The following is a 20,958-nucleotide window of genomic DNA, read 5'->3' on the forward strand; positions in this document are numbered from 1 at the left end:
TAAGCGTTTTTGGACCATTGTCCAGTTCACCTATGTTTTTGCGATGTACCTTAGAAAGGCTGCCTTTAACCTAGCCATTCAGTGCATAAGAAAACAAAAAATCGGCAGTATCATTGAGTTTGTGTATCGTGAAACCACAAATGGAACGTCACTTGAGCAAATTAAAAATGAGCTCCAAGTGGCATAGGGTACCTATCATTTCTAATCGAATGGAAATATTTGTATCGGAAAATGCTCATTATCAGTAAAATATGAGGACTTCATATAAAAATATCATCTTTTAGAACATACTTAAAGAAATCCGATAAAAAGGGTTGCTATTTTGAAAAAATTAGTGTTTAATGAACATAGAACGAAAAGGAAATGATTTCATAAAGTTAAGATTGTAAGCGATTTCAGTTTGGTTTGTATAAAGTTGTTTGGGGAGATGACTTTATACAATAATAGCGCGTTTTGAGGTTTATAAAGGGGAGAATAAGCCTTAAACTAATGGTCAAAAAAGGGTTTTCCATTATAAAGATGCAATCATTTTATCCTTTTCATAAAATGGGCGATGAACGCAAAATTCATCGTCTTTTTTATGTCATTTTTTACTGAGCTGTATACCCGCCGTCCATTACAATGGCTTTGGCTTGTCACTCCTTTCGCTTTATCGCTTGCTAGGAAAAGTGCATAATCAGCAATTTCATCAACTGTTAGCAAACGCTGATGTGGAACGAGGGGGTAGATTACTTGTTCTAATACTTTCTCAAGTGAGATGTTACGTGTTTTAGCTAAGTCTTGAAGTTGGTTACGAACAAGTGGCGTATCTACATAACCAGGACAAAGCGCATTTACTGTAATGACATCCTTCTCCAGTCATAAAAAGATGGTAGTATATTACCTGGGGGAATTGAGATATGTATTTATTTCAATAAATGAAAATGAAGCACGCCCACAGGGCGTGCTTCATTACAGGGAAGACTAACTATTTCTAACATTGTACACTTATATATTTCAAATCTAGGGAAGTTAATTCTAAACATAACGTTTAAACTTGTCAAGGGTTATAAGTTTAAATGTTAAAAAATCCCGCTTATGCCCATGTGAACTGAATAAGGAAATATATGCAATATCGTATAACATGATTTTTAAAGAAAAGGAGTGAGCTGTGGTTCACTTCTTTTCCTGTTTTAAAGGAAAAAAGAATAAAAAAAGCGAATATCATACATGACGTCAGAAAAAGTCGAATAAGGGGGAACTTCTATGAAACACATAGTTGGTTTTTTTAATGGGATTATGCAAAGGTATTTACCAGATCCATTTTTATTTGTCATTATCCTAACATTTGCAGTGTTTGGATTTGGACTTATCTTTACAGATAGTACCCCAATAAATCTAGTGCAGTACTGGGGAGAAGGTTTCTGGGGGTTATTAGCTTTTTCTATGCAAATGATTCTAGTATTAGTTACGGGGCACGTATTAGCAAGCAGTCCTTTATGTAAAAAAGGATTAACGCGCCTTGCTAGCTTGCCTTCGACTCCAGGACAAGCAGTGGTACTTGTATCGATTATCTCATTACTAGCAAGCTTTATAAACTGGGGATTTGGGCTGGTTGTAGGTGCGTTATTTTCAAAGGAATTAGCGAAACAAGTGAAGTATGTCGACTATCGTTTATTAATTGCGAGTGCATACAGCGGCTTTGTCATTTGGCATGGAGGACTTTCCGGTTCTGTTCCTTTAACGATTGCGACACCTGGTCATTTTGCAGAAGACATGATTGGACTTATTCCAACAAGTCAAACCATTTTTTCTACATTTAACTTAGTGATTGTAGCCGCCTTGTTTGTAGCCGTACCGATTGTGAATAGATTAATGATGCCACCAAAGGAAGAAGCATTTGTAGTAGATCCTGAGCTGTTAAAAGACTTTCAAGCAGCATCGGCTGAGGTTGAGCATATGACGCCCGCAGCACGTTTAGAGAATAGCCGAATTATTTCATTGACAATTGGGGCTGCGGGAATCGTATTTTTAGGTTATTACTTCGTGGAAAAAGGACTTTTATTAAATTTAGATATTGTCAATTTTCTGTTTCTGTTTCTGGGAATTTTATTTCATGGAACGCCTCGTAATTTTTTGAAAGCGGTAACAGAAGCTGTAAAAGGAACAAGTGGCATTATTATTCAATTTCCATTTTATGCAGGGCTGATGGGCATCATGGTATCTTCAGGGTTAGCAACTGTGATTTCAGAAGCATTTGTTTCGATTTCAACTGAAACAACGTTTGCGATGTTTGTTTTTTGGAGTGCTGGAATTGTTAACTTTTTTGTACCGTCCGGAGGAGGGCAGTGGGCAGTTCAGGCTCCGGTAGTTTTAGACGCAGCTCAAGCTTTAGATGTACCAACTGCAAAAGCTGCCATGGCAGTAGCCTGGGGAGATGCTTGGACGAATATGATTCAGCCATTTTGGGCGCTTCCAGCTCTTGCAATCGCTGGGTTAAAAGCAAAAGATATCATGGGATATTGCGTCATGATTTTGTTAGTAAGCGGCGTCATTATTTCATTAGGATTGCTTATTTTTTAATACAGCGATTAGTAAAAGATGTTATCGATAAGCATGCAAAAAATGCCGATACTATAAATGCAGTAGAAGTCGATACTGTAGAAAACGTAAAATTTCTCTTGCAACCGCCACGGATTTTGCTATAATAGCCACGGTGGCTTTTTTAGACACTGGGTGGGTGAGGGATATTGAGAAAAGAAGGAAGAAAATTTGAAAGCGTTATTAGAAAATTTGTTTCAATTGAAACATCATAACACAACGCTTGGAAAAGAAAGCGTTGCGGGCGTTATTTCCTTTTTATCAATTGTATATATCATTGCGATTAATTCAACTATTTTATCAGATGCAGGCATCCCATTAGAAGCAGGTATTTTTGCGACGGTGGCTGTATCGGTCATTGGTTGTTTACTGATGGCGTTTTGGGCAAACGCCCCGCTTATTTTGGTTCCAGGTATGGGAATCAACGCGTTGTTTACGTATACAATGGTACAGTCAATGGGATTAACGTGGCAAGAAGGACTAGCTGCCGTATTTATATCCGGCGTTTTGTTCACTTTACTTGCATTTTCAAGGCTATCTGCAAAGCTTGTGGCTGCGATTCCGCACTCTTTAAAAGAAGCAATTACCGTTGGAGTCGGGTTATTCTTAACATTTATTGGGCTTCAAAAAGGTGGATTGGTTATTCCAAGTGATACAACGTTTGTTGCATTAGGGAATCTATCAGATCCGTTTGTGCTTAGTACGTTGTTGACATTGATGATTACAATTGTGTTATTTATTCGAAATATACGCGGAAACTTTTTGCTCAGCATGATTGCTGGAACGCTTATTGCAATGCTGTTTGGTGTTCAAAATCAATCGAACGGCAGCACCTCTACAAGCTTTCAAGAATTTTTTGCAGGTTTCGGTGCCTTTTCGTTTACAGCGCTTGGACAAATTACGTTTTGGGCTGCGGTGTTCTCGCTAACCATGGTACTTGTATTCGAGAACATTGGATTAATTCATGGCCAATTAGGCATGATGGACCAACAGGAAAAGTTTTCAAAAGCTTTTCAAGCAAACGCTGTTTCTGCCTCTTTGGCAGGTCTCCTTGGCACGAGCCCAACTGTTGCTTCAGTTGAAGGAGCATCAGGTATTGCAGCAGGTGGAAGAACGGGACTTACGTCTTTAATTACAGGCGTGTTATTTTTAAGCTCACTGTTCTTTATTCCATTTATTAAGCTTATTCCAGATAGTGCAATTGCACCGATTTTGATTGTTATTGGTGGTTTGATGATTCAAAATATCAAGAACATCAACCTCCAAGATCTATCAGAAGGTTTCCCAGCGTTTTTAATTATCGCTCTAATTCCGCTCACGTACAGCATTGCTGATGGTATCGCTTTTGGTTTTATTGCATACCCGCTTTTAAAGCTTGCAATCGGCAGAATGCGTGAAGTATCCGCTTTTATGTACGTAATTGCGTTGTTATTTTTCTTGAACTTTGTTTTACATTATATTGCATAAAGTTAAGCAGCTGGATTGCCAGCTGCTTTTTTATTTGAATGGATGATTCTAAGCTCCTAAAAGAAGGAATAAGGTAGACAAAATTCATGCGTGGTTGCATAACTTAGGGCTTCCTATTATGATGATAGGATTATTTTTGATGACTATGCTTAATACGTAAAGCATGACGCTTATTATAGCAGTAGAAGCTACTTTAACAACAGTTGGGGTTTTACTGTTTGTTTATCATGTTTTGGCGCATTTAAAGTCGGAATAGAAGCAAAATATGTCGGCAATTAAAGGGAAAGAGATAAAGGAAAACGCAGTTATTTTATCGAATATCTAATAGTAAAATAACATAAGAAAAGCTTTTTTTATTTATCAAAAGCAGACTAGGCCTAATAAAAGGGGGAGCTCAGCGGTAAGAAGTCTAGTTACTTATTGCGCCTAAAGAGTGGGGTATAAGTTTCTTACTGCGGAAATACTATGAATGAACAGCAGCAGTTTGTACGTGTGAGGGAGTTAGCAAATGAGATTATTCGTTTTAAGCTTCAAGATCGTGCGGTCTATAACGAAGTTGAGCTGCGCAATAGCGTCGAGTTATTAGCTCGCTCCATTGTAGATTTGGCAAATGTTCATTTAAAAGAAGATGCCGACCCAGAAACATCTCTTAAAGCAACAGTGTGTAAGGTGAAGATGGTGTATAACCATATGAATCAAAAAGCAAAACAGCAAGGTTTTGAAGAGGCATATCAAGAAATTCAGGATTTAAAATCGTATGCAGAGAATGAATATGAACAGAAGAATCTTTTAGGATAAGCGATTCAACTAACTCCTTCCTTTGTACAAAAGAAAGGAGAGAGGTAAATTTGTCATCTTTAACAATGCCAGAAACCATTGTAGCATCATTATTAGCGCTATTTGTAATGGGAATTTCCATTCTATTTTTGATGACGCTGATCTTAATGATTGTTAGGAGAGAACGTATTCAGGCTCTTGTAAAAGCAGGCAAGACAGATAATGGTGCTCAGCACAGCCTAGGAGAATACCTCCGGGCAGTTTGGAAGAGACATTAAAAAAGTGCGAGGCAGACGCTTCGCACTTTTTCTTATTTAGTAGGGATGCTATTATTTCGTGCTAAAACAATTTCCGCTGCTTCACTGACGGATGAAACAACAGCAGAAGCGTGTTTTTTCACTTCTTCAGGAGCTGTGGCCATCGCAAAGCTATTCGGCGTTAAGTGAAACATTGGAATATCATTAAAGGAATCACCCACGCATGCTACTTCTTCAGGTTGTAAACCTAAATGATCTAGTAAGATTTGAATAGCATTTCCTTTGCTGATGTGCTTTGGCATGATATCCAAACAGTTTTTGGCAGAAATGTAGGCATCAATTTGCTCTTTAAACTGATGTGTTAAATCAGCTTGAAGAGCTACCAATTCTGAGTGGTCTCCAAGGATTGTAATTTTAGATGGCGAGAGGTTTAATCCAAAAGAGTCGAGCATATTTTCCTGCTCCTCAATTGGGAAAAACATATGCTTTTCAATTTCATTAATGACGTCGGTTTTCGTTTCTACATAGTTCGTATCGTTTGAACAAACTAAGACGACGTGGTTAGGATTTAGCGTTTGTTTGTATAGGCTGGAAGCTAACTCACTTTCAAATACCTTAGCGTGTAGTGAATGATTATCTCTTGTCCAAACAAACGCACCATTTTGACTAATTCGATGAAAGTTATTTTGAATATCAGACGAAATTTTTAGAATTTCACTATCCATTCGTCCTGATGCTAAACAAACATCAATATTGCTTTCTTGAAGCTTTACTAACGCTTCAATATTATGTGTTTCAACATATTTTTCCTGATGAAGCAACGTACCGTCAAGGTCGCTGACAAATAGTTTGATCAACTTAAAAAAGCTCCTTTCAATGAACCGGTCATATTCTTATAAATAGTAGTATACATGCGTATTTATTGTATCAAGAAAACGCTTGTATTTCATATAAAAAGGCTTCCTCGAATCGGAAGCCTTTTTATCATGCTACTTGTGTATTAATGTTTTGATTAGTATAAGTGCGAATCTGTTTAATATACCAACCGCCTACGAATAAAGTAAGAACTGTACCAATACCCATTGATAAACCATAATCTAACCCTAAACCTTCTGGAGCATAGAAGATATAGCAACAAACTACCGCCGTCATAAACATAGATGGAATTCCGCAAATCCAATGGTTTTTAGCATGTTGAAGCAAGTAAATGGTAGCTGTCCATAGCATGACAGTGGCAACGACTTGATTGGTCCAGCCAACGTATCTCCAAAGGAATGAATAATCAATTGTTGATAGATAAAAAGCTGGAACCGCAACGGATAATGTATAAATAAACGTTGCTTTTTTATTTCCTTTTTCTTCTTTATGGTTCTTACTAACAAGATCCTCTAAAATCATACGAGATGAACGTAATGCCGTATCCCCAGTTGTAATTGGTAGAATGATAACACCTAAAATAGCGAGAATGCCTCCTAATGTTCCAAGCCACGATGTTGAGATTTCATTTACTACCGCAGATGGTCCACCAGCAGCAAGTGCTTCTTGAAGGCCACCTGTTCCGTTGAAGAATGTCATTGCAGCTGCTGCCCAAATTAAGGTGATAACTCCTTCTCCAATCATCGCGCCGAAAAATACTTTGCGTCCGTCTTTTTCATTTTTTAGTGTACGAGCAACAATTGGACTTTGCGTACAGTGAAAGCCCGAAATAGCACCACATGAGATAGTTACCATTAATAGAGGCCAAATCGGCAGCTCTTGTGGATGAAGGTTTTCTAATGTTAAATTTGGTACAGATTCTTTTGAAATGAAAATAAGTGCAAATGCAATTGAGACAGCCATGAAAATCAATACTGCACCGAATAAAGGATAAATTCTTCCAATAATTTTATTAACGGGTAGGACCGTCGCTAAAATAAAGTAAGCAAAAATAATAATTAGCGATACGATAAAAGGTAAAGATGTAACGCTTGTAATTAACTGAGCTGGACCAGCTGTGAAAGCTGCCGCTACTAAAATCATAAGCACAAGAGAAACGACATTGATGATCTTTCTCATATTTGCTCCAAGATATTTACCAACTAGCGCTGGGTACTGTGCTCCACCATGGCGAAGAGATAGCATACCAGAGAAGTAATCATGTACAGCTCCTGCAAAGATACAGCCGATGACAATCCAGATGAACGCTACCGGTCCGTATAAAGCGCCCATAACGGCTCCGAAGATGGGGCCAAGACCTGCAATGTTTAAGAGTTGAATTAATGAACCTTTCCACCATTTCATCGGAACGTAGTCTAATGAATCAAACTTTTCATACGCTGGTGTTTGTTTGTTTGGATCTATAACGAAAATTCGCTCAACCACTTTTGAGTAAATGGCATATCCCCCGATTAAAAGGGCAATAGAAGCGAAAAAAGTAACCATGTGAACATCCTCCTAAAAAACAAAAGTTTTAATTATTTGAAAATTTAATATTCTTATCCTAACAAATGTCAGAGGAGGTGACAAGGTATTTTTTTAGAAAAGTTAATTTTTTTAGTTTTTTAATGTTTGAATAGGAAAAATCCACCGTTAGATAACGATGGATTTTTCTTTATTTATTATAGGACGTTAAAATATTTAGCTTCTGGATGAGCGAACACAAGAGCGGTAACGGAAGCCTCAGGCTCCATCATAAAGCCGTCCGTAAGTTGAATACCTATATCTTCAGGCTCAATCAACTTAAATAGCTTGGCTTGATCTTCTAAGTCTGGACATGCCGGGTAGCCAAAAGAGAAGCGTTGTCCTTGATACTTAGCTGAAAATCTTTCTGCCATAGTAAAATCTGGAGAGTCAGGGAAGCCCCAACGGTCTCGAATTTGTTGATGAACACGTTCTGCCAAGCCTTCTGCTAGTTCAAGTGCTAGCGCTTGGAAAACGTGACTCTTTAGAAACTCACCGTTTTCTTTAAACTGAGCGGCACGTTCGCGGATTCCTGTACCGGCTGTAACTGAGAAGAAGCAGACGTAATCCATTTCTTTCTCAACAGGCTTGGCAAAATCAGATAAGCACAAGAACTGTCCTTTCTCTTGACGCGGGAACGTGAAGCGCTCAATTTCTGTCTTCTGGTCAGAAGGGTCATAGATAATTAAATCATTTCCATCTGACTGCGCAGGGAAGAATTGATAGATAACAGCTGGCTTAATTAAGTTTTCCTTTAGAGCTAATTCCAGCAATTCATCTACCGTTTCTTTTAATTGAACGGCTCGTTCATCTTTTTCAGCAAGTAATTTATTAACTTTACCTTTAAGTCCTAGATGATGGCCTAAAAGCATTTGCCAGTTAATGTAGGGTAAAACTTGCGCCAAATCGTAATGCTTCACAACGTGACGTTTTAAATCAGATGGAATAAACACCGGAGCATCCGTTGATACAGCAGACCGTTGTAACACAGCTGTTGCAGTTGTGTTTTCCTGATGTTTTCGCTCTTTAAACGTGACTTTCTTTTCTTGACGAACTTTTAAATCTTCAAGAAGCTGTGTAATCTCTTCTTTGTCCTGAAGCTTATTGGCAAGCGATAAGCCATCCATTGCGTCTTTAGCATATAGAACAGCACCTTCGTATTCAGGTGCAATTTTAAAATCAGTAAACTTACGAGATAGCGCAGCGCCTCCTACCATAATAGGCACGTTGATCTTAGATTGCGTAAGATCCTGAGCTGTTAATACCATCTGCTGAGCTGATTTTACTAGTAGGCCGGATAAGCCAATGATATCAGGCTTTTCCTTTTGCACAGCTTCAATGAGCTGTTGAGGCGTTACTTTAATTCCTAAATCGATCACTTTAAATCCGTTGTTGCTTAAAATAATGTCGACTAAATTTTTACCGATATCATGTACATCACCTTTAACTGTAGCTAAAATCACTTTCCCTTTACCAGAATCGTTTTCTGACGCTTCCATATGCGGCTCTAAAAAGGCAACGGATGCTTTCATGACTTCAGCACTTTGGAGAACTTCGGCGACGATTAGCTGGTTATCATTAAACAAGCGCCCAACCTCTGCCATTCCATTCATTAATGGACCGTTAATAATATCCAATGGGTCATCATATTTAGCAAGCGCTTCTTGCAGATCCGGGAGCAGTCCTTCTTTTGTTCCTTCTACAATATACATAGCTAAACGTTCTTCAAGGTTTAAATTCGATACTTCGATTTTTGACTCTTTCTTTTTATCACGATAAAAGTCTGTAAACGAGCTTAACGTTTCATCGTTAGTAGTAAACAGTAACGCGTCTGCTAGCTTAATTTCTGCTTCAGGGATGGACGCATAGCGCTCTAACTTTTCAGTATTTACAATGGCATAGTCAAGACCAGCTTGCGTACAGTGATAGAGGTATACAGCGTTTAGCACTTCACGCCCAACAGGCGGTAAGCCAAACGATACGTTACTGACGCCGAGAATTGTTTGACAGTCAGGCAATGCTTCTTTAATCATTTTAATTCCTTTTACCGTTTCTTCCGCAGAGCCAATATACTGTTCGTCACCTGTACCAACAGGGAAAACAAGCGGATCAAAAATAATATCTTTAGGGTTGAATCCATGTTTTTGAACCAGTAAATCGTGTGAGCGCTTCGCAATTTCAAGCTTTCGCTCAGCGGTAACCGCCATACCTTCTTCATCAATTGTACCAACCACAAGAGCAGCACCGAATTTTTTTACAAGCGGTAAGATGGCATCGAACCGCTCTTCGCCATCTTCTAAGTTAATGGAGTTAATAATTGCTTTACCCTGTGAGTAGGTGAGGGCACGTTCAATTACGGCTTCGTCCGTTGAATCAATAACAAGAGGGACTTTGACTTTTTTCACAACCTCTTGGATAAACAGTTCCATATCTTCAATTTCATCGCGATCGGGATCGGCTAAGCAAATATCAATAACATGTGCACCATTTTTTACTTGAGCGCGCGCGATTTCAGAAGCTTCTTCAATCTTTCCTTCTGCAATAAGGCGCTTAAATTTACGTGAGCCGATAACGTTGGTACGTTCACCTACAAACAAAGGACGCATGGAGTCATCGTAAATTAATGACTCAATTCCAGAAACAGCATGGTTATGCTCAGGTCGATTTAATGGACGAGGAGAGACGTCTTTCACAGCTTCAGCCAACGCCTTAATGTGAGCAGGCGTAGTACCGCAACAGCCACCAACAAAATTCAACCAACCTTTGTCCGCAAAGCTTTTAATTTTTTGAGCAAGAAGTTCAGGTGATTCATGGTAGTTACCTTCTTCATCTGGAAGGCCAGCATTTGGGTAACAGCTAACAGCAGACGTTGCTAATTCAGATAAAGAGCGAATATGATCCGTCATAAACTCAGGGCCAGTAGCACAATTTAAGCCAACAGATAGAGGCTTGATATGCTCTAATGATAGATAGAAAGATTCAATATCTTGGCCCGCCAGCGTCGTTCCCATCGGTTCGATTGTTCCTGAAATCATAATAGGAAGCTCTTTGCCCGATGCTTCAAATGCAGCTGTAATTCCTAAAAAAGCGGCTTTTACGTTTAGCATATCTTGACACGTCTCCACCAGAAGGAGGTCAACGCCACCGTCTAATAATCCACGAACTTGTTCTTCGTACGACTCGACCAATTCTTGAAAGGTAACTCCGCCCGTTACCGACAATGTTTTTGTTGTAGGACCAATAGCTCCGGCTACAAACCTTGGCCACTCAGGCGTTGAAAACTTATCTCGTGCTGCCACCGCTAGCTTTACAGCTTCGATGTTTAGCTCGTAGGCAAGGTGACCTAAATCGTACTCATCTAATACAATGGAAGTAGAGCCAAACGTATTGGTTTCAATAATATCAGCACCTGCAGCGAAATATTCTTCGTGAATACGCTGAATAACGTGAGGAGCTGTTAGGGTTAAATACTCATTACAACCATCGTACTCTTCGCCACCAAAATCAGCAGCTGTTAAATTTGCGTCTTGAATCATGGTTCCCATTGCACCATCAATAATTAATATTCGCTTTTGTAATTGTTCTTGAATTAATGAGGTCATTTAGTTCTTCCTTTCTGTCGTTACAAGCTGTTTATCGTTGATATAACGAGTTAAAATCTCGGTCATTTCGTAGCGCAAAAACGGTGTAATCAAATAGATACCATTAAATAATTCATAGGCAGTATCGATTAAGTCTTTTGCAATTGCTAATCCTTCAACTTCACCTTTAATTCGATCTTCTCCAGTAGCATCCATGCGTGCTAAAATATCTTCCGACAATTTAATTCCGGGTACTTCATGATGAATGAAGCGAGCGTTACGAGCACTTGTTAGTGGCATGATGCCGATATAAATTGGAGCATCTAAATGTTTCGTTGCTTCGTACACTTCTTCAATTTGTTTTGTTGAGTATAGCGGCTGTGTAATAAAATAGTGAGCACCGTATGAAATTTTCTTTTCAAGTCTGACAACTGCACGGTCTAAATGTCGAACGTTTGGGTTAAATGCCGCTGCGATTGAAAAATTGGTTTTTTGTCCAAGTGGCTTTCCTGAATAGGATAATCCTTCATTAAATTGAGCAATTAAGCTAATTAAATCGAATGAAGAGGCATCATAAACGGATGTAGCTCCAGGGAAATCTCCAATCTTTGATGGATCTCCTGTAATGGCTAATACTTGGTTAATGCCAAGTGTATGAAGTCCCATTAAATGGGATTGAAGTCCGATTAAGTTACGGTCACGACACGTAATATGAACAAGCGGTCGAGCATCCGTTTGCTGCTGCATAAGCGATGCCATTGCTAAGTTGCTTACTCGAGGTGATGCCAGAGAATTATCTGCAAGGGTAACCGCATCAACACCAGCCTTATGAAGAGCTTTTGCACCATCTAAAAATTTTGTTGGTCCGAGCTGTTTTGGTGGATCAAGCTCAACGATAATTGAACGCCTTTCTTTCACAAGATCATGGAGGTGTGGTTCCTTTGTTTGTTCTTGTTCTTTGATTTCTACAACTGGTCTAATCTTTACTTTCTTTTGCGTAATAGGCTTTTCATGCTTCAATGCTTGTGACATCGCTTGAACATGAGCGGGCGTAGTACCGCAGCATCCACCTACTAAACGAACGCCTTGATTGCGAAAAGCTTTGGCGCTTTCAACGAAATACTCTTGATTTGTAGCGTACTCCACTTTTCCTTCTACATAAGCTGGTAAGCTTGCATTTGGATAAGCTGATAAGAAAGCACGATCTAAAAGCGGAACTTCTTCAAGCGATTGAATCATATGAGAAGGGCCTAAACGACAGTTCAGACCGACAACATCTGCACCTAAAGATTCTAACTCTTGAAACGCATCATAAAGGGATGTTCCATTTTGTAATACGCCAATATCATGGAGTGAAACATGCGTAATGATTGGTTTTGATGTCTCTTTTCTAGCCAAGGACAACACCGTTTTTAATTCTTCAAAATCGTAGTAGGTTTCAAATAGCAAGCCGTCAACGCCTTCATTTAACAGCCAAAATAGCTGCTCGCGAATGCTTCGCTTTACTTCTTCTGTTGAGATGGCGTTTTTTTGAAATGAGCGAATGCCCCCTAGTGTACCGACCACGTATGCATCTTTCTTAGCAGCTTGCTTTGCAATTCTGACGGCTGAAATGTTAATATCTTTGACAGCATCTTCTAAACCATATCGTGCAAGCTTTTGATAATTGGCAGCATATGTATTGGTTTGAATGACATCTGCACCTGCTTCTACATATGCACGATGAATGCGCTGAATCTCTTCTTTTTTTGTGATGTTTAGCTCTTCAAAGCAGCTATCAATTCCATGTGAATACAGAAGGGTACCAGTTGCACCATCTCCTATTAAAATGCGTGATTGTAAATCTTCAAGTAACCCCATTTGAAAACCTCCTTAAACGTTCTATTTCATCTGTTATCAGTTGTGTTCAAATAAAAAAAGAAAATGAATTAACAAAAAAAGCCTTCTGTAAGAAGAAGACTTTATTTCTTCTTCTTATCTTCCAAGCGATTTGCTTGCTGGATTTAGCACCATGTCATTTCGACTGGTTGCTGAGGTTTCAAAGGGCCAGTCCCTCCACCTCTCGTGATAAGAATCCATATATGATTATTATTTTAGTTCATTCTGCGATATGTTTACTTAAAAAGAAACGAACGATAAAGATGAAATTTAATCTTATTATCTAATTTATCTGATTTTTGTATATTATACAAGACAATTTCGAAAATTTCACTAATAAATCATAAGAAGAGGGTGGGCATAACAAAACAAATTTCCAAAAATACCAACACTCCCTTTTCTCACCTCTTTACGTTGTCAGAACACGTTCGTTCCATTGCGCTATGGCCACTCGCTTTCCGCGGGGAGGAACCTGAGCTTCCTCCCTGCGCTTTGGGATCTCAGTTTTCCCTCTCTTTCCCGCAGGAGTCGAGTGTCCTACGCTACGCTTCATTCCAGCCTATTTTCAACATTGTTTTCACAATCAATAAAAAACCTGAACGATTAAAAGTGAGGAACTCTCAACCGTTCAGGTTTATCATTGGCTGAATTACTTATTTCTCAGCCTCGGAGTGCATTGAATTAAATTGTTGAAATCTACGTGTTAGAAAAGAAATTATCTAAATAGGTTTAATCAACAGGTCGTCCTTTAGAAGCCTCTAAAATTTGGAACCACTGCATGCGATTCACCTTTAAGTCCAACGCTTGAATAGCTACATCAATGCGGTTCATTTTTCCAGACCCGACAATCGGCATAATAGTAGCTGGGTGAGCTAGTAACCAAGCATAGACAACTTGATCTAACGATTTCGCTCCAATTTCTTCACCGATTTCTGTTAGCTTGTTTCGAACGCGAATGGAACGCTCATCTTCAGCAGTGAAGATGGAGCCGCCACCTAGTGGTGACCAGGCCATCGGCGCTATCTTATGCTGCTGGCATTGTTCAATTGTGCCTTCTTCAAAATGGTTTAAATAAGTAGGCGAGACTTCAATTTGATTCGTAATAAGTGAAAAAGGTAAGAACGATTGAAGTAAATCAAACTGTGAACGTTTAAAGTTCGAGACTCCAAAGTAGCGTACTTTTCCTTCTTCTTTAAGCTGAATAAACGCATCTGCTACTTCTTGTGGATCCATAAAAGGATCTGGACGGTGGAGGAGTAAAACATCTATATAGTCCGTATTTAAATTCTTTAATGACTGGTTGGCGCTGTTGATGATATGTTCTTTGCTCGTATCATAAAAATTAATTTTACGCTCTGGATATTTATCAGACGTTAGCTTAATGCCACATTTTGTAACAAGTTGCATAGACTCGCGTAAAGAAGGCTTTTGCGCTAACGCTTGCCCAAATAACTTTTCACAGCTGTAGTTACCATAAATATCCGCATGGTCAAATGTAGTAATACCTCGATCTAAGCATTGTTCAATTAGAGTTTGCGTATCATTTGTTGATAAGTTCCAATCGGCTAAACGCCATAACCCATGAATAATTCTTGAAAACTTTAAATCTTCCGCTAGCTTTATGTATTGCATACCTTCAACCCTTTCAAAAGAACTAGATAGTAAATTCGCTTTGATTATAACAGATAGATAAAGCGATTACATTTTTAAAGATTCGTCATTTTTACTTTGCCTCTACATATAGTTTAGTACAAGCTGCTTTTCTGAGCGATAAGACATGTTGTCATAAAGAATAAAAAATAGTGAGTTCCAAGAAAATGAGGTGGAGAACTTGAGTAAATGGAAGCTGACGCTACAAGTAGCTGCTACCTATATCGGTACGGTAGTGGGGGCTGGGTTTGCAACGGGTAAAGAAATTGTTCAATTTTTTACTCAGTATGGCTCAATGGGTTTATTCGGAATTTTAATTAGCGGTTTGTTCTTTATTTGGTTAGGGTCAAAAATGATGCTTATTGCACAATCGATTGATGCAACGTCTTATCAAACGTTAAATACGCATCTATTCGGTACATTTATGGGGAAGCTGATTAATGGATTTACCATTATTATTTTGTTTGGAGTCACATCCGTTATGCTAGCGAGTACGGGAGCAATTGCAGCCGAACAGTTTGGACTTTGGCCACAGGTGGGTATGCTTCTTACAATTGGTTTAGCATACATATCAGTGTCCAAAGGAATTAATGGGTTACTATTTGTTAATTCACTTGTAGTGCCAATGATGCTTGCTTTTTCAATTTTAATCTTTATTCCACACGCTCCTGATTTTTCATTTTTACAAGTGTCAACGGTTCATTTTCAAGGGGATTGGAACTGGCTGATTAGTCCTTTTTTGTATGTGGCTCTTAATTTAGCATTAGCACAAGCCGTCCTTGTTCCTTTAGGAAGTGAAGTGAAAGATAGAAAAGTCATTAAAAACGGTGCGGTTTTAGGAGGAATTGGTTTAACATTTATGATGGTGGCAACGCATTTAGCTCTTTCAAACTTGCCGTATGCATACCATTTAGATATTCCAATGAGTGAAGTAGTAAAACATATTGGCCTTTTCGTTAATTGGCTCTTTTTACTAGTAGTTTTTGGAGAGATTTTCACCACACTAATTGGAAATGTATTTGGAATTGCTAGACAGATTCAATCCATATTGCCAATCTCAAATCAGCGAGCTTTTGCCTTTATCTTTGCGCTATGTTTTCTAGTTGCACAGGTTGGGTATGGAGAGTTGTTGAAGGTGCTGTATCCGATTTTCGGCTATATTGGATTAGCACTTTTAGTTATGCTCTGTATCAAAAAAGAAAAAAGTTAACTCTGTAAGTTAAGTGAAAATGTGTTAAAAAGTGTGACAACTGTTTAAAGCTTTGCTATAATAAGGTCAAATTCGACAGATATTGTCGACATAAATATCCTTCGGGGTCGGGTGTAAGTCCCAACCGGCGGTGATAAGGCAATGCCTTTAAGCCCGTGACCCGTTTTCGTATTTTTCGATAACGGTGGATCTAGTTAAAATCTAGAGCCGACAGTAAAAGTCTGGATGGGAGAAGGATCAGGAGCACAGTGGATGTGTAGCGATTACATAGGCGTAATGGCTTTTTTAGAAAACCGTTATATCCAACTGCTTATTTAGTATACCGCAAAGTGAGATGGCTATTAAGTGCTATCTTGTTTGTGGATGCTTTGTATACACTGATTCTAAAAACAACCCCCTTGGACACTTGTTTAAGGGGGCTTTTTGCGTACATTGTATGGGGAAAGAAGGTGAAAGAATGTTTACAGGAATTATTGAAGAAATTGGTCAAGTGAAACAAATTAACAAAGGAAAAGAAGCAATTGTATTAACCATTGAAGCACGTGTTGTCCTACAGGACGTGTCTCTAGGAGACAGTATTGCAGTTAATGGTGTGTGTCTGACAGTGACTTCATTTTCAACTAATCGATTTACCGTTGACGTGATGCCTGAAACAATCAAAGCGAGTACGCTCCAATTATTGACCGTGGGCTCAAAGGTTAATTTAGAGCGTGCGATGAGCGCAAATGGACGGTTTGGTGGTCATTTTGTGAGTGGGCATGTTGATGGTATCGGTACAATTGTGAATAAAGAGCGAAGAGGCAATGCTGTATATTATGAAATTAAGGTAGACCCTAGCCTTCGTCATTATATGATGTTAAAGGGCTCTGTTACTGTTGATGGGACAAGCTTAACGATATTTAATGTTACAGATCATTCTTTTACAATTTCTTTAATTCCGCATACTGCCAAAGAAACAATTATTGGAAGAAAAGAACGAGGAGATGTTGTTAACATTGAATGTGATATGTTAGCCAAATATATTAAAGAAATGATGATGAAACCTTCATCTGCTCCTGCACCGAAACCTTCCAATATGCAAAGTTTACTCGAAAAGCACGGGTTTACAAATTAAAAGAGAGGTGAGAAAAATGTTTCACACAGTAGAAGAAGCAATTGATGATTTAAAAAAAGGTAAAGTGGTTATTGTTTGTGATGATGAAGACCGCGAAAACGAAGGGGATTTTATTTCACTAGCTGAAACGACTACTCCCGAAATCGTTAACTTCATGGCAACGCATGGTCGAGGTTTGATTTGTACACCAATCACAGAAGAAGTTGCTGCTAAATTAGAGCTTAATCCTATGGTAACAACCAATACGGATATGCATGGTACAGCTTTTACTGTTAGTGTTGATCATGTATCAACAACAACGGGAATTAGTGCTCATGAGCGTTCGGCAACCATTCAAGCATTAATTGATGATAAAGCTAAAGCTACAGACTTTCGTAGACCGGGTCACGTATTTCCTTTAATTGCGAAAAAAGGAGGAGTATTACGACGTGCAGGTCATACAGAAGCTGCCGTTGACTTAGCACTTCTTGCTGGAGGTAAGCCTGCGGGTGTTATTTGTGAAATCATGAAAGAAGATGGAACTATGGCACGCGTGGCAGACCTTGCTGTGATCGCAGAGCAATTTGACTTAAAAATGATTACAATTAAAGATCTTATTGCATATCGTCGCAAGCATGATGAGCTTGTAAAGCGCGAGGTAGAAATTCAATTACCAACTGCTTTTGGTGACTTTAAGGCGATTGGATATACAAATAAAATTGATGATAAAGAACATGTAGCTATTGTAAAAGGTAAAATTAATCCCGAAGAACCTGTTCTTGTTCGTGTTCATTCTGAGTGTTTAACTGGCGATATTTTTGGATCCAAACGCTGCGATTGTGGACCACAGCTTCATGCAGCACTGTCAAAAATTGAAGAGGAACAATCGGGAATCCTTCTTTATATGCGTCAAGAAGGAAGAGGTATTGGGTTAATAAATAAATTAAAAGCATATGAACTGCAAGAGCAGGGATATGACACGGTTGAGGCTAATGAAAAATTAGGGTTTGCTGATGACCTTCGTGAATATGGGATTGGTGCGCAAATTTTAAAGGATTTAGGCGTGAAAAAGATGAAGCTTTTAACCAATAACCCGCGTAAAATTACCGGTTTAAAAGGTTATGATCTCGAGGTAGTTGAACGTCTTCCAATTGAAATGCCAAAGGAAGTCGAAAATGAGAAATATTTAAATACAAAAGCGACGAAACTAGGTCACTTATTACATTTTTAATTATTTAATTTACACATAAAACATAAAAAACTAGGAGGAATAGAAAATGAGTCATGTGTTTGAGGGGAATTTAGTTGGTACTGGATTAAAAGTTGCAATTGTAGTCGGGCGTTTTAATGAATTTATTACAAGCCGATTGCTAGGCGGAGCGCAAGACGCGCTAAAACGTCATGGTGTAGCAGAAGCAGATGTGGACATTGCTTGGGTACCTGGCGCATACGAAATTCCGTTAATTGCAAAAAAATTCGCAGAATCAAAAAAGTATGATGCGGTGATTACGTTAGGAACAGTTATTCGCGGCGCAACACCACACTTTGATTTTGTTTGTAACGAAGTAGCAAAAGGCGTTGCTTCACAGAGTCTACAAACGGGCGTACCAATTATCTTTGGTGTACTGACAACGGAAACAATTGAACAAGCGATTGAACGTGCAGGTACAAAAGCCGGTAACAAAGGATGGGAAGCAGCAGCTTCTGCTATTGAGATGGCAAATTTGTCTCGTTTAATTGAAGGGTAATAAAAGCGCTTGTTGCAGTCTAGAACTGTAGCAAGCGTTTTTTAAACTATTTACAAATGTATAATTTACAGGAAAGGTTTTACCCTATATAGTAACTAGTTTATGTTAAGGGAGACTTTCATGCCTCATTATATACCGTTTTTGGTTTTAATTATCATAAGTGTCCTAATCTTTGTTTTTGTTCTATGGAATACAAGGGATAAAAAACTGATTATCTTATTATTCTTTATGATTGGTTTAGCGTACGTGTTGGAGTACTTCATTCTTGTACTATTTAAAAGCTATCAATATAATCCGAATTTTGTACATAAAACAGACCTTGATAATATTTTGGGGTCGTTGGTATCACAAGCCTTTGCATTTCCAGTTATCGCTGTTTTAATTGGGGCTTATCAGCTGAAGTTTCGTTATATTGTACTTATATCGTTTATTTTTATGGGAATTGAAGAATTGTTTATCTCTTTAGGTGTGTATATACAGTATTGGTGGAAAACGATTTACACAGGTATTTTTATGACAATTGGGTTCGTCATTGCAAAGACATGGCATGCGTGGCTGTCTGATCGATTTGAGCGGTGGATTCATGTATTAAACTTATTCTTTAGCTTATTAGCAATTAACACAACCATCATGTTGTTTTTACTTGCCATGTTTAAAACCCACTCTATACATGTGGGGTGGTTTCAATCAGAGACACGGGATGTGCTTAGTTTTAATACACTTTATGTATGGCTTTTAACAGCCCTATATTCTTGGGGAATTTTAAAGCGTTCTCTAACCATGCTAGGCTGCTTTTTTCTTGGTTTTCGAATAGCTGATTTCGTTTTACTGTCTACAGATATATTGGTGTTACCTAAATGGAATTCGTTGGGGTTCTTTGCACTATTAGATGTTGTAGTAATTTTATTTACAGCTAAATATAACCAATTTATTGTCAATGCATGTTATGGAACCGACTCAAAAAAATTCATTGCGTTTATGAGAAATAAGCACTAAGATAGTACGTACAATAAATTATTTTGAAGCTAGTATAAAAAAAGTAAGCTTTTACTTATTAAACATTTAATGAAGGAAAATATTTACTTTCCCAAGAGATACTTCTTTCATGAGGTTATAAAGGTAAAAATGAAACAAAACAAAAGATTTGACGTTCTTTTGCCAGTTTTCGTACAATAAAAAAACGCGTAATTGAAGTCAAGTAGGGGAGTGAAGGATTCGTGAGAGAGTCCTTTTTTGTAAAAAAGGTACTAAATAATAATGTTTTAATTGCTACACACAATGCATACAAAGAGGTTGTTTTAATAGGAAAAGGAATTGGCTTTAATAAAAAGAAAAACGACGAAATAGATGCAGATGCTGTAGAAAAGATGTTTTTGCTTAAAAGCGAGGAAGAGCAGGAACAATATAAGCAGCTTTTACTACAGGTTGACGAAAATGTAATTGAGATGATGAATGATATCATTACACATATACAAGCACGTGTATCTAAACCTTTAAATGAGCACATTCATATCGGATTAACAGATCATATTGCATTTGCTGTAAAGCGTTTTCAACAAGGCCTTGATTTGAAAAATCCTTTTTTAATTGAAACAAAAGCTCTTTACCCAAAAGAATTTGAAATTGCTGAAGAGGTTGTAGCAATGATTCATGAAAAAGTTGGAGTGCAGCTACCGATAGGGGAAGTGGGGTTTATTGCACTGCATATTCACAGCGCGCTAACGGAAAAAAATATTTTAGAAGTAAATCAAGATTCGCAGCTTATTCAAACAATTATTAACGTCATTGAAGAGTCTTTAAACCTTGATGTGAACAAAGAATCTGTTCATTATATGAGGCTAATTCGCCACTTGCATTTTGCAATTGATCGGGTGAAGACAGGGGAAGTCATTGAAGAACCAAAAAAAATTGCTTTACTATTGAAAGAGGAATATCCTCTATGTTACAATGTCTCATGGAAAGTGATTAAAATTATGCAACAAGCTCTACACTTACCAGTTTATGAAGCAGAAGCCGTTTATTTAACGATGCATCTGCAGCGACTTATGACAAAATCGGATTTATAAAATCATTTCATACGTGTTACTGATACGATCAGGCATGAGTGAGAAATGAAACGCATGGACAGGGATAGGTCTATCCTTTTGTTGGTGTTTCAATTTTCACCATGCCTTTTTTGTTGTAAGAAAGCGTAATCATGAACAAACTAATGAAATACTCACTTAGATTCACGTACCCTTTTTTGTTAAAAAGAAAGCGTTTGAATTGAATGTGTATC

At 38.2% G+C, this 20,958-nt stretch carries 15 protein-coding genes, 2 pseudogenes and 2 riboswitches; of the genes and pseudogenes, 11 read left to right on the forward strand and 6 right to left on the reverse strand.

Annotated features, from left to right (window positions below; translation table 11 throughout):
- Positions 1-187: pseudogene (locus A2U94_RS21550) on the forward strand (IS701-like element ISPlan1 family transposase); the annotation flags it as partial.
- A gap of 403 nt (positions 188-590) precedes the next feature.
- Here the strand turns inward: A2U94_RS21550 and A2U94_RS20655 are convergent.
- A pseudogene (locus A2U94_RS20655) lies at positions 591-843 on the reverse strand (SDR family oxidoreductase); the annotation flags it as partial.
- A 402-nt stretch (positions 844-1,245) separates the two neighbouring features.
- On the opposite strand from A2U94_RS20655, the gene A2U94_RS11310 reads away from it, so the two are divergent.
- From A2U94_RS11310 to A2U94_RS11325, 4 genes are all read left to right on the forward strand, one after another.
- The gene (locus tag A2U94_RS11310; protein ID WP_025909170.1) at positions 1,246-2,562 is read left to right on the forward strand and encodes a short-chain fatty acid transporter; all 1,317 of its coding nucleotides are present in this window, start codon (positions 1,246-1,248) and stop codon (positions 2,560-2,562) included.
- Between the two features lie 189 nt (positions 2,563-2,751).
- On the forward strand, positions 2,752-4,047 hold the full coding sequence (locus A2U94_RS11315) for an NCS2 family permease (protein ID WP_025909171.1): 1,296 nt from the start codon (positions 2,752-2,754) through the stop codon (positions 4,045-4,047).
- A gap of 465 nt (positions 4,048-4,512) precedes the next feature.
- Positions 4,513-4,845: a hypothetical protein gene (locus A2U94_RS11320; RefSeq protein WP_025909172.1), complete on the forward strand. Its 333-nt coding sequence runs from the start codon at positions 4,513-4,515 to the stop codon at positions 4,843-4,845.
- A 50-nt stretch (positions 4,846-4,895) separates the two neighbouring features.
- Positions 4,896-5,102, forward strand: coding sequence for a hypothetical protein (locus tag A2U94_RS11325; protein WP_025909173.1), 207 nt, complete (start codon positions 4,896-4,898; stop codon positions 5,100-5,102).
- A 32-nt stretch (positions 5,103-5,134) separates the two neighbouring features.
- Here the strand turns inward: A2U94_RS11325 and A2U94_RS11330 are convergent, their stop codons facing one another.
- The 5 genes from A2U94_RS11330 to A2U94_RS11350 form a co-directional block, all read right to left on the reverse strand.
- Entirely contained in the window at positions 5,135-5,938 is an 804-nt protein-coding gene (locus tag A2U94_RS11330) for a Cof-type HAD-IIB family hydrolase (RefSeq protein ID WP_025909174.1), read from the reverse strand.
- 127 nt (positions 5,939-6,065) lie between these two features.
- Complete coding sequence (locus A2U94_RS11335) at positions 6,066-7,502, reverse strand: carbon starvation CstA family protein (RefSeq protein ID WP_025909175.1); 1,437 nt, start codon at positions 7,500-7,502, stop codon at positions 6,066-6,068.
- 176 nt (positions 7,503-7,678) lie between these two features.
- Complete coding sequence (gene metH, locus A2U94_RS11340) at positions 7,679-11,122, reverse strand: methionine synthase (protein ID WP_025909176.1); 3,444 nt, start codon at positions 11,120-11,122, stop codon at positions 7,679-7,681.
- Complete coding sequence (locus tag A2U94_RS11345; RefSeq protein ID WP_025909177.1) at positions 11,123-12,961, reverse strand: bifunctional homocysteine S-methyltransferase/methylenetetrahydrofolate reductase; 1,839 nt, start codon at positions 12,959-12,961, stop codon at positions 11,123-11,125. It lies immediately after the preceding gene.
- Positions 12,962-13,072: 111 nt separating this feature from the next.
- Positions 13,073-13,175, reverse strand: a riboswitch (SAM riboswitch).
- 533 nt (positions 13,176-13,708) lie between these two features.
- Positions 13,709-14,611, reverse strand: coding sequence for an aldo/keto reductase (locus tag A2U94_RS11350; protein WP_025909178.1), 903 nt, complete (start codon positions 14,609-14,611; stop codon positions 13,709-13,711).
- Positions 14,612-14,810: 199 nt separating this feature from the next.
- On the opposite strand from A2U94_RS11350, the gene A2U94_RS11355 reads away from it, so the two are divergent.
- The 6 genes from A2U94_RS11355 (at position 14,811) to glcT (ending at position 20,746) form a co-directional block, all read left to right on the forward strand.
- Complete coding sequence (locus A2U94_RS11355; protein WP_025909179.1) at positions 14,811-15,839, forward strand: YkvI family membrane protein; 1,029 nt, start codon at positions 14,811-14,813, stop codon at positions 15,837-15,839.
- Positions 15,840-15,932: 93 nt separating this feature from the next.
- A riboswitch (FMN riboswitch) is annotated at positions 15,933-16,080 on the forward strand.
- 216 nt (positions 16,081-16,296) lie between these two features.
- Positions 16,297-16,953 (forward strand): riboflavin synthase, encoded by a 657-nt coding sequence (ribE, locus tag A2U94_RS11360; protein ID WP_025909180.1) that lies wholly within the window; start codon positions 16,297-16,299, stop codon positions 16,951-16,953.
- Positions 16,954-16,969: 16 nt separating this feature from the next.
- On the forward strand, positions 16,970-18,163 hold the full coding sequence (locus tag A2U94_RS11365; protein ID WP_062687213.1) for a bifunctional 3,4-dihydroxy-2-butanone-4-phosphate synthase/GTP cyclohydrolase II: 1,194 nt from the start codon (positions 16,970-16,972) through the stop codon (positions 18,161-18,163).
- Between the two features lie 46 nt (positions 18,164-18,209).
- Positions 18,210-18,680 (forward strand): 6,7-dimethyl-8-ribityllumazine synthase, encoded by a 471-nt coding sequence (ribH, locus tag A2U94_RS11370; protein ID WP_025909182.1) that lies wholly within the window; start codon positions 18,210-18,212, stop codon positions 18,678-18,680.
- Positions 18,681-18,800: 120 nt separating this feature from the next.
- Positions 18,801-19,676, forward strand: coding sequence for a hypothetical protein (locus A2U94_RS11375; protein ID WP_025909183.1), 876 nt, complete (start codon positions 18,801-18,803; stop codon positions 19,674-19,676).
- Positions 19,677-19,897: 221 nt separating this feature from the next.
- On the forward strand, positions 19,898-20,746 hold the full coding sequence (glcT, locus tag A2U94_RS11380; RefSeq protein WP_025909184.1) for a glucose PTS transporter transcription antiterminator GlcT: 849 nt from the start codon (positions 19,898-19,900) through the stop codon (positions 20,744-20,746).
- Positions 20,747-20,958: the final 212 nt, after the last annotated feature.

Origin of the sequence: Bacillus sp. VT 712, from assembly GCF_001614195.1 — a bacterium.
In the GTDB taxonomy this organism is placed as follows: Bacteria; Bacillota; Bacilli; order Bacillales; family Bacillaceae_H; genus Priestia; species Priestia flexa.

Excerpts from the sequence above, each read along its gene's own strand:
- metH (WP_025909176.1), bottom strand. The coding sequence starts at position 11,122 with ATGACCTCATTAATTCAAGAACAATTACAAAAGCGAATATTAATTATT.
- A2U94_RS11335 (WP_025909175.1), bottom strand. The coding sequence starts at position 7,502 with ATGGTTACTTTTTTCGCTTCTATTGCCCTTTTAATCGGGGGATATGCC.
- A2U94_RS11350 (WP_025909178.1), bottom strand. The coding sequence starts at position 14,611 with ATGCAATACATAAAGCTAGCGGAAGATTTAAAGTTTTCAAGAATTATT.
- ribE (WP_025909180.1), top strand. The coding sequence starts at position 16,297 with ATGTTTACAGGAATTATTGAAGAAATTGGTCAAGTGAAACAAATTAAC.
- ribH (WP_025909182.1), top strand. The coding sequence starts at position 18,210 with ATGAGTCATGTGTTTGAGGGGAATTTAGTTGGTACTGGATTAAAAGTT.
- A2U94_RS11375 (WP_025909183.1), top strand. The coding sequence starts at position 18,801 with ATGCCTCATTATATACCGTTTTTGGTTTTAATTATCATAAGTGTCCTA.
- A2U94_RS11345 (WP_025909177.1), bottom strand. The coding sequence starts at position 12,961 with ATGGGGTTACTTGAAGATTTACAATCACGCATTTTAATAGGAGATGGT.
- A2U94_RS11320 (WP_025909172.1), top strand. The coding sequence starts at position 4,513 with ATGAATGAACAGCAGCAGTTTGTACGTGTGAGGGAGTTAGCAAATGAG.
- A2U94_RS11365 (WP_062687213.1), top strand. The coding sequence starts at position 16,970 with ATGTTTCACACAGTAGAAGAAGCAATTGATGATTTAAAAAAAGGTAAA.
- A2U94_RS11310 (WP_025909170.1), top strand. The coding sequence starts at position 1,246 with ATGAAACACATAGTTGGTTTTTTTAATGGGATTATGCAAAGGTATTTA.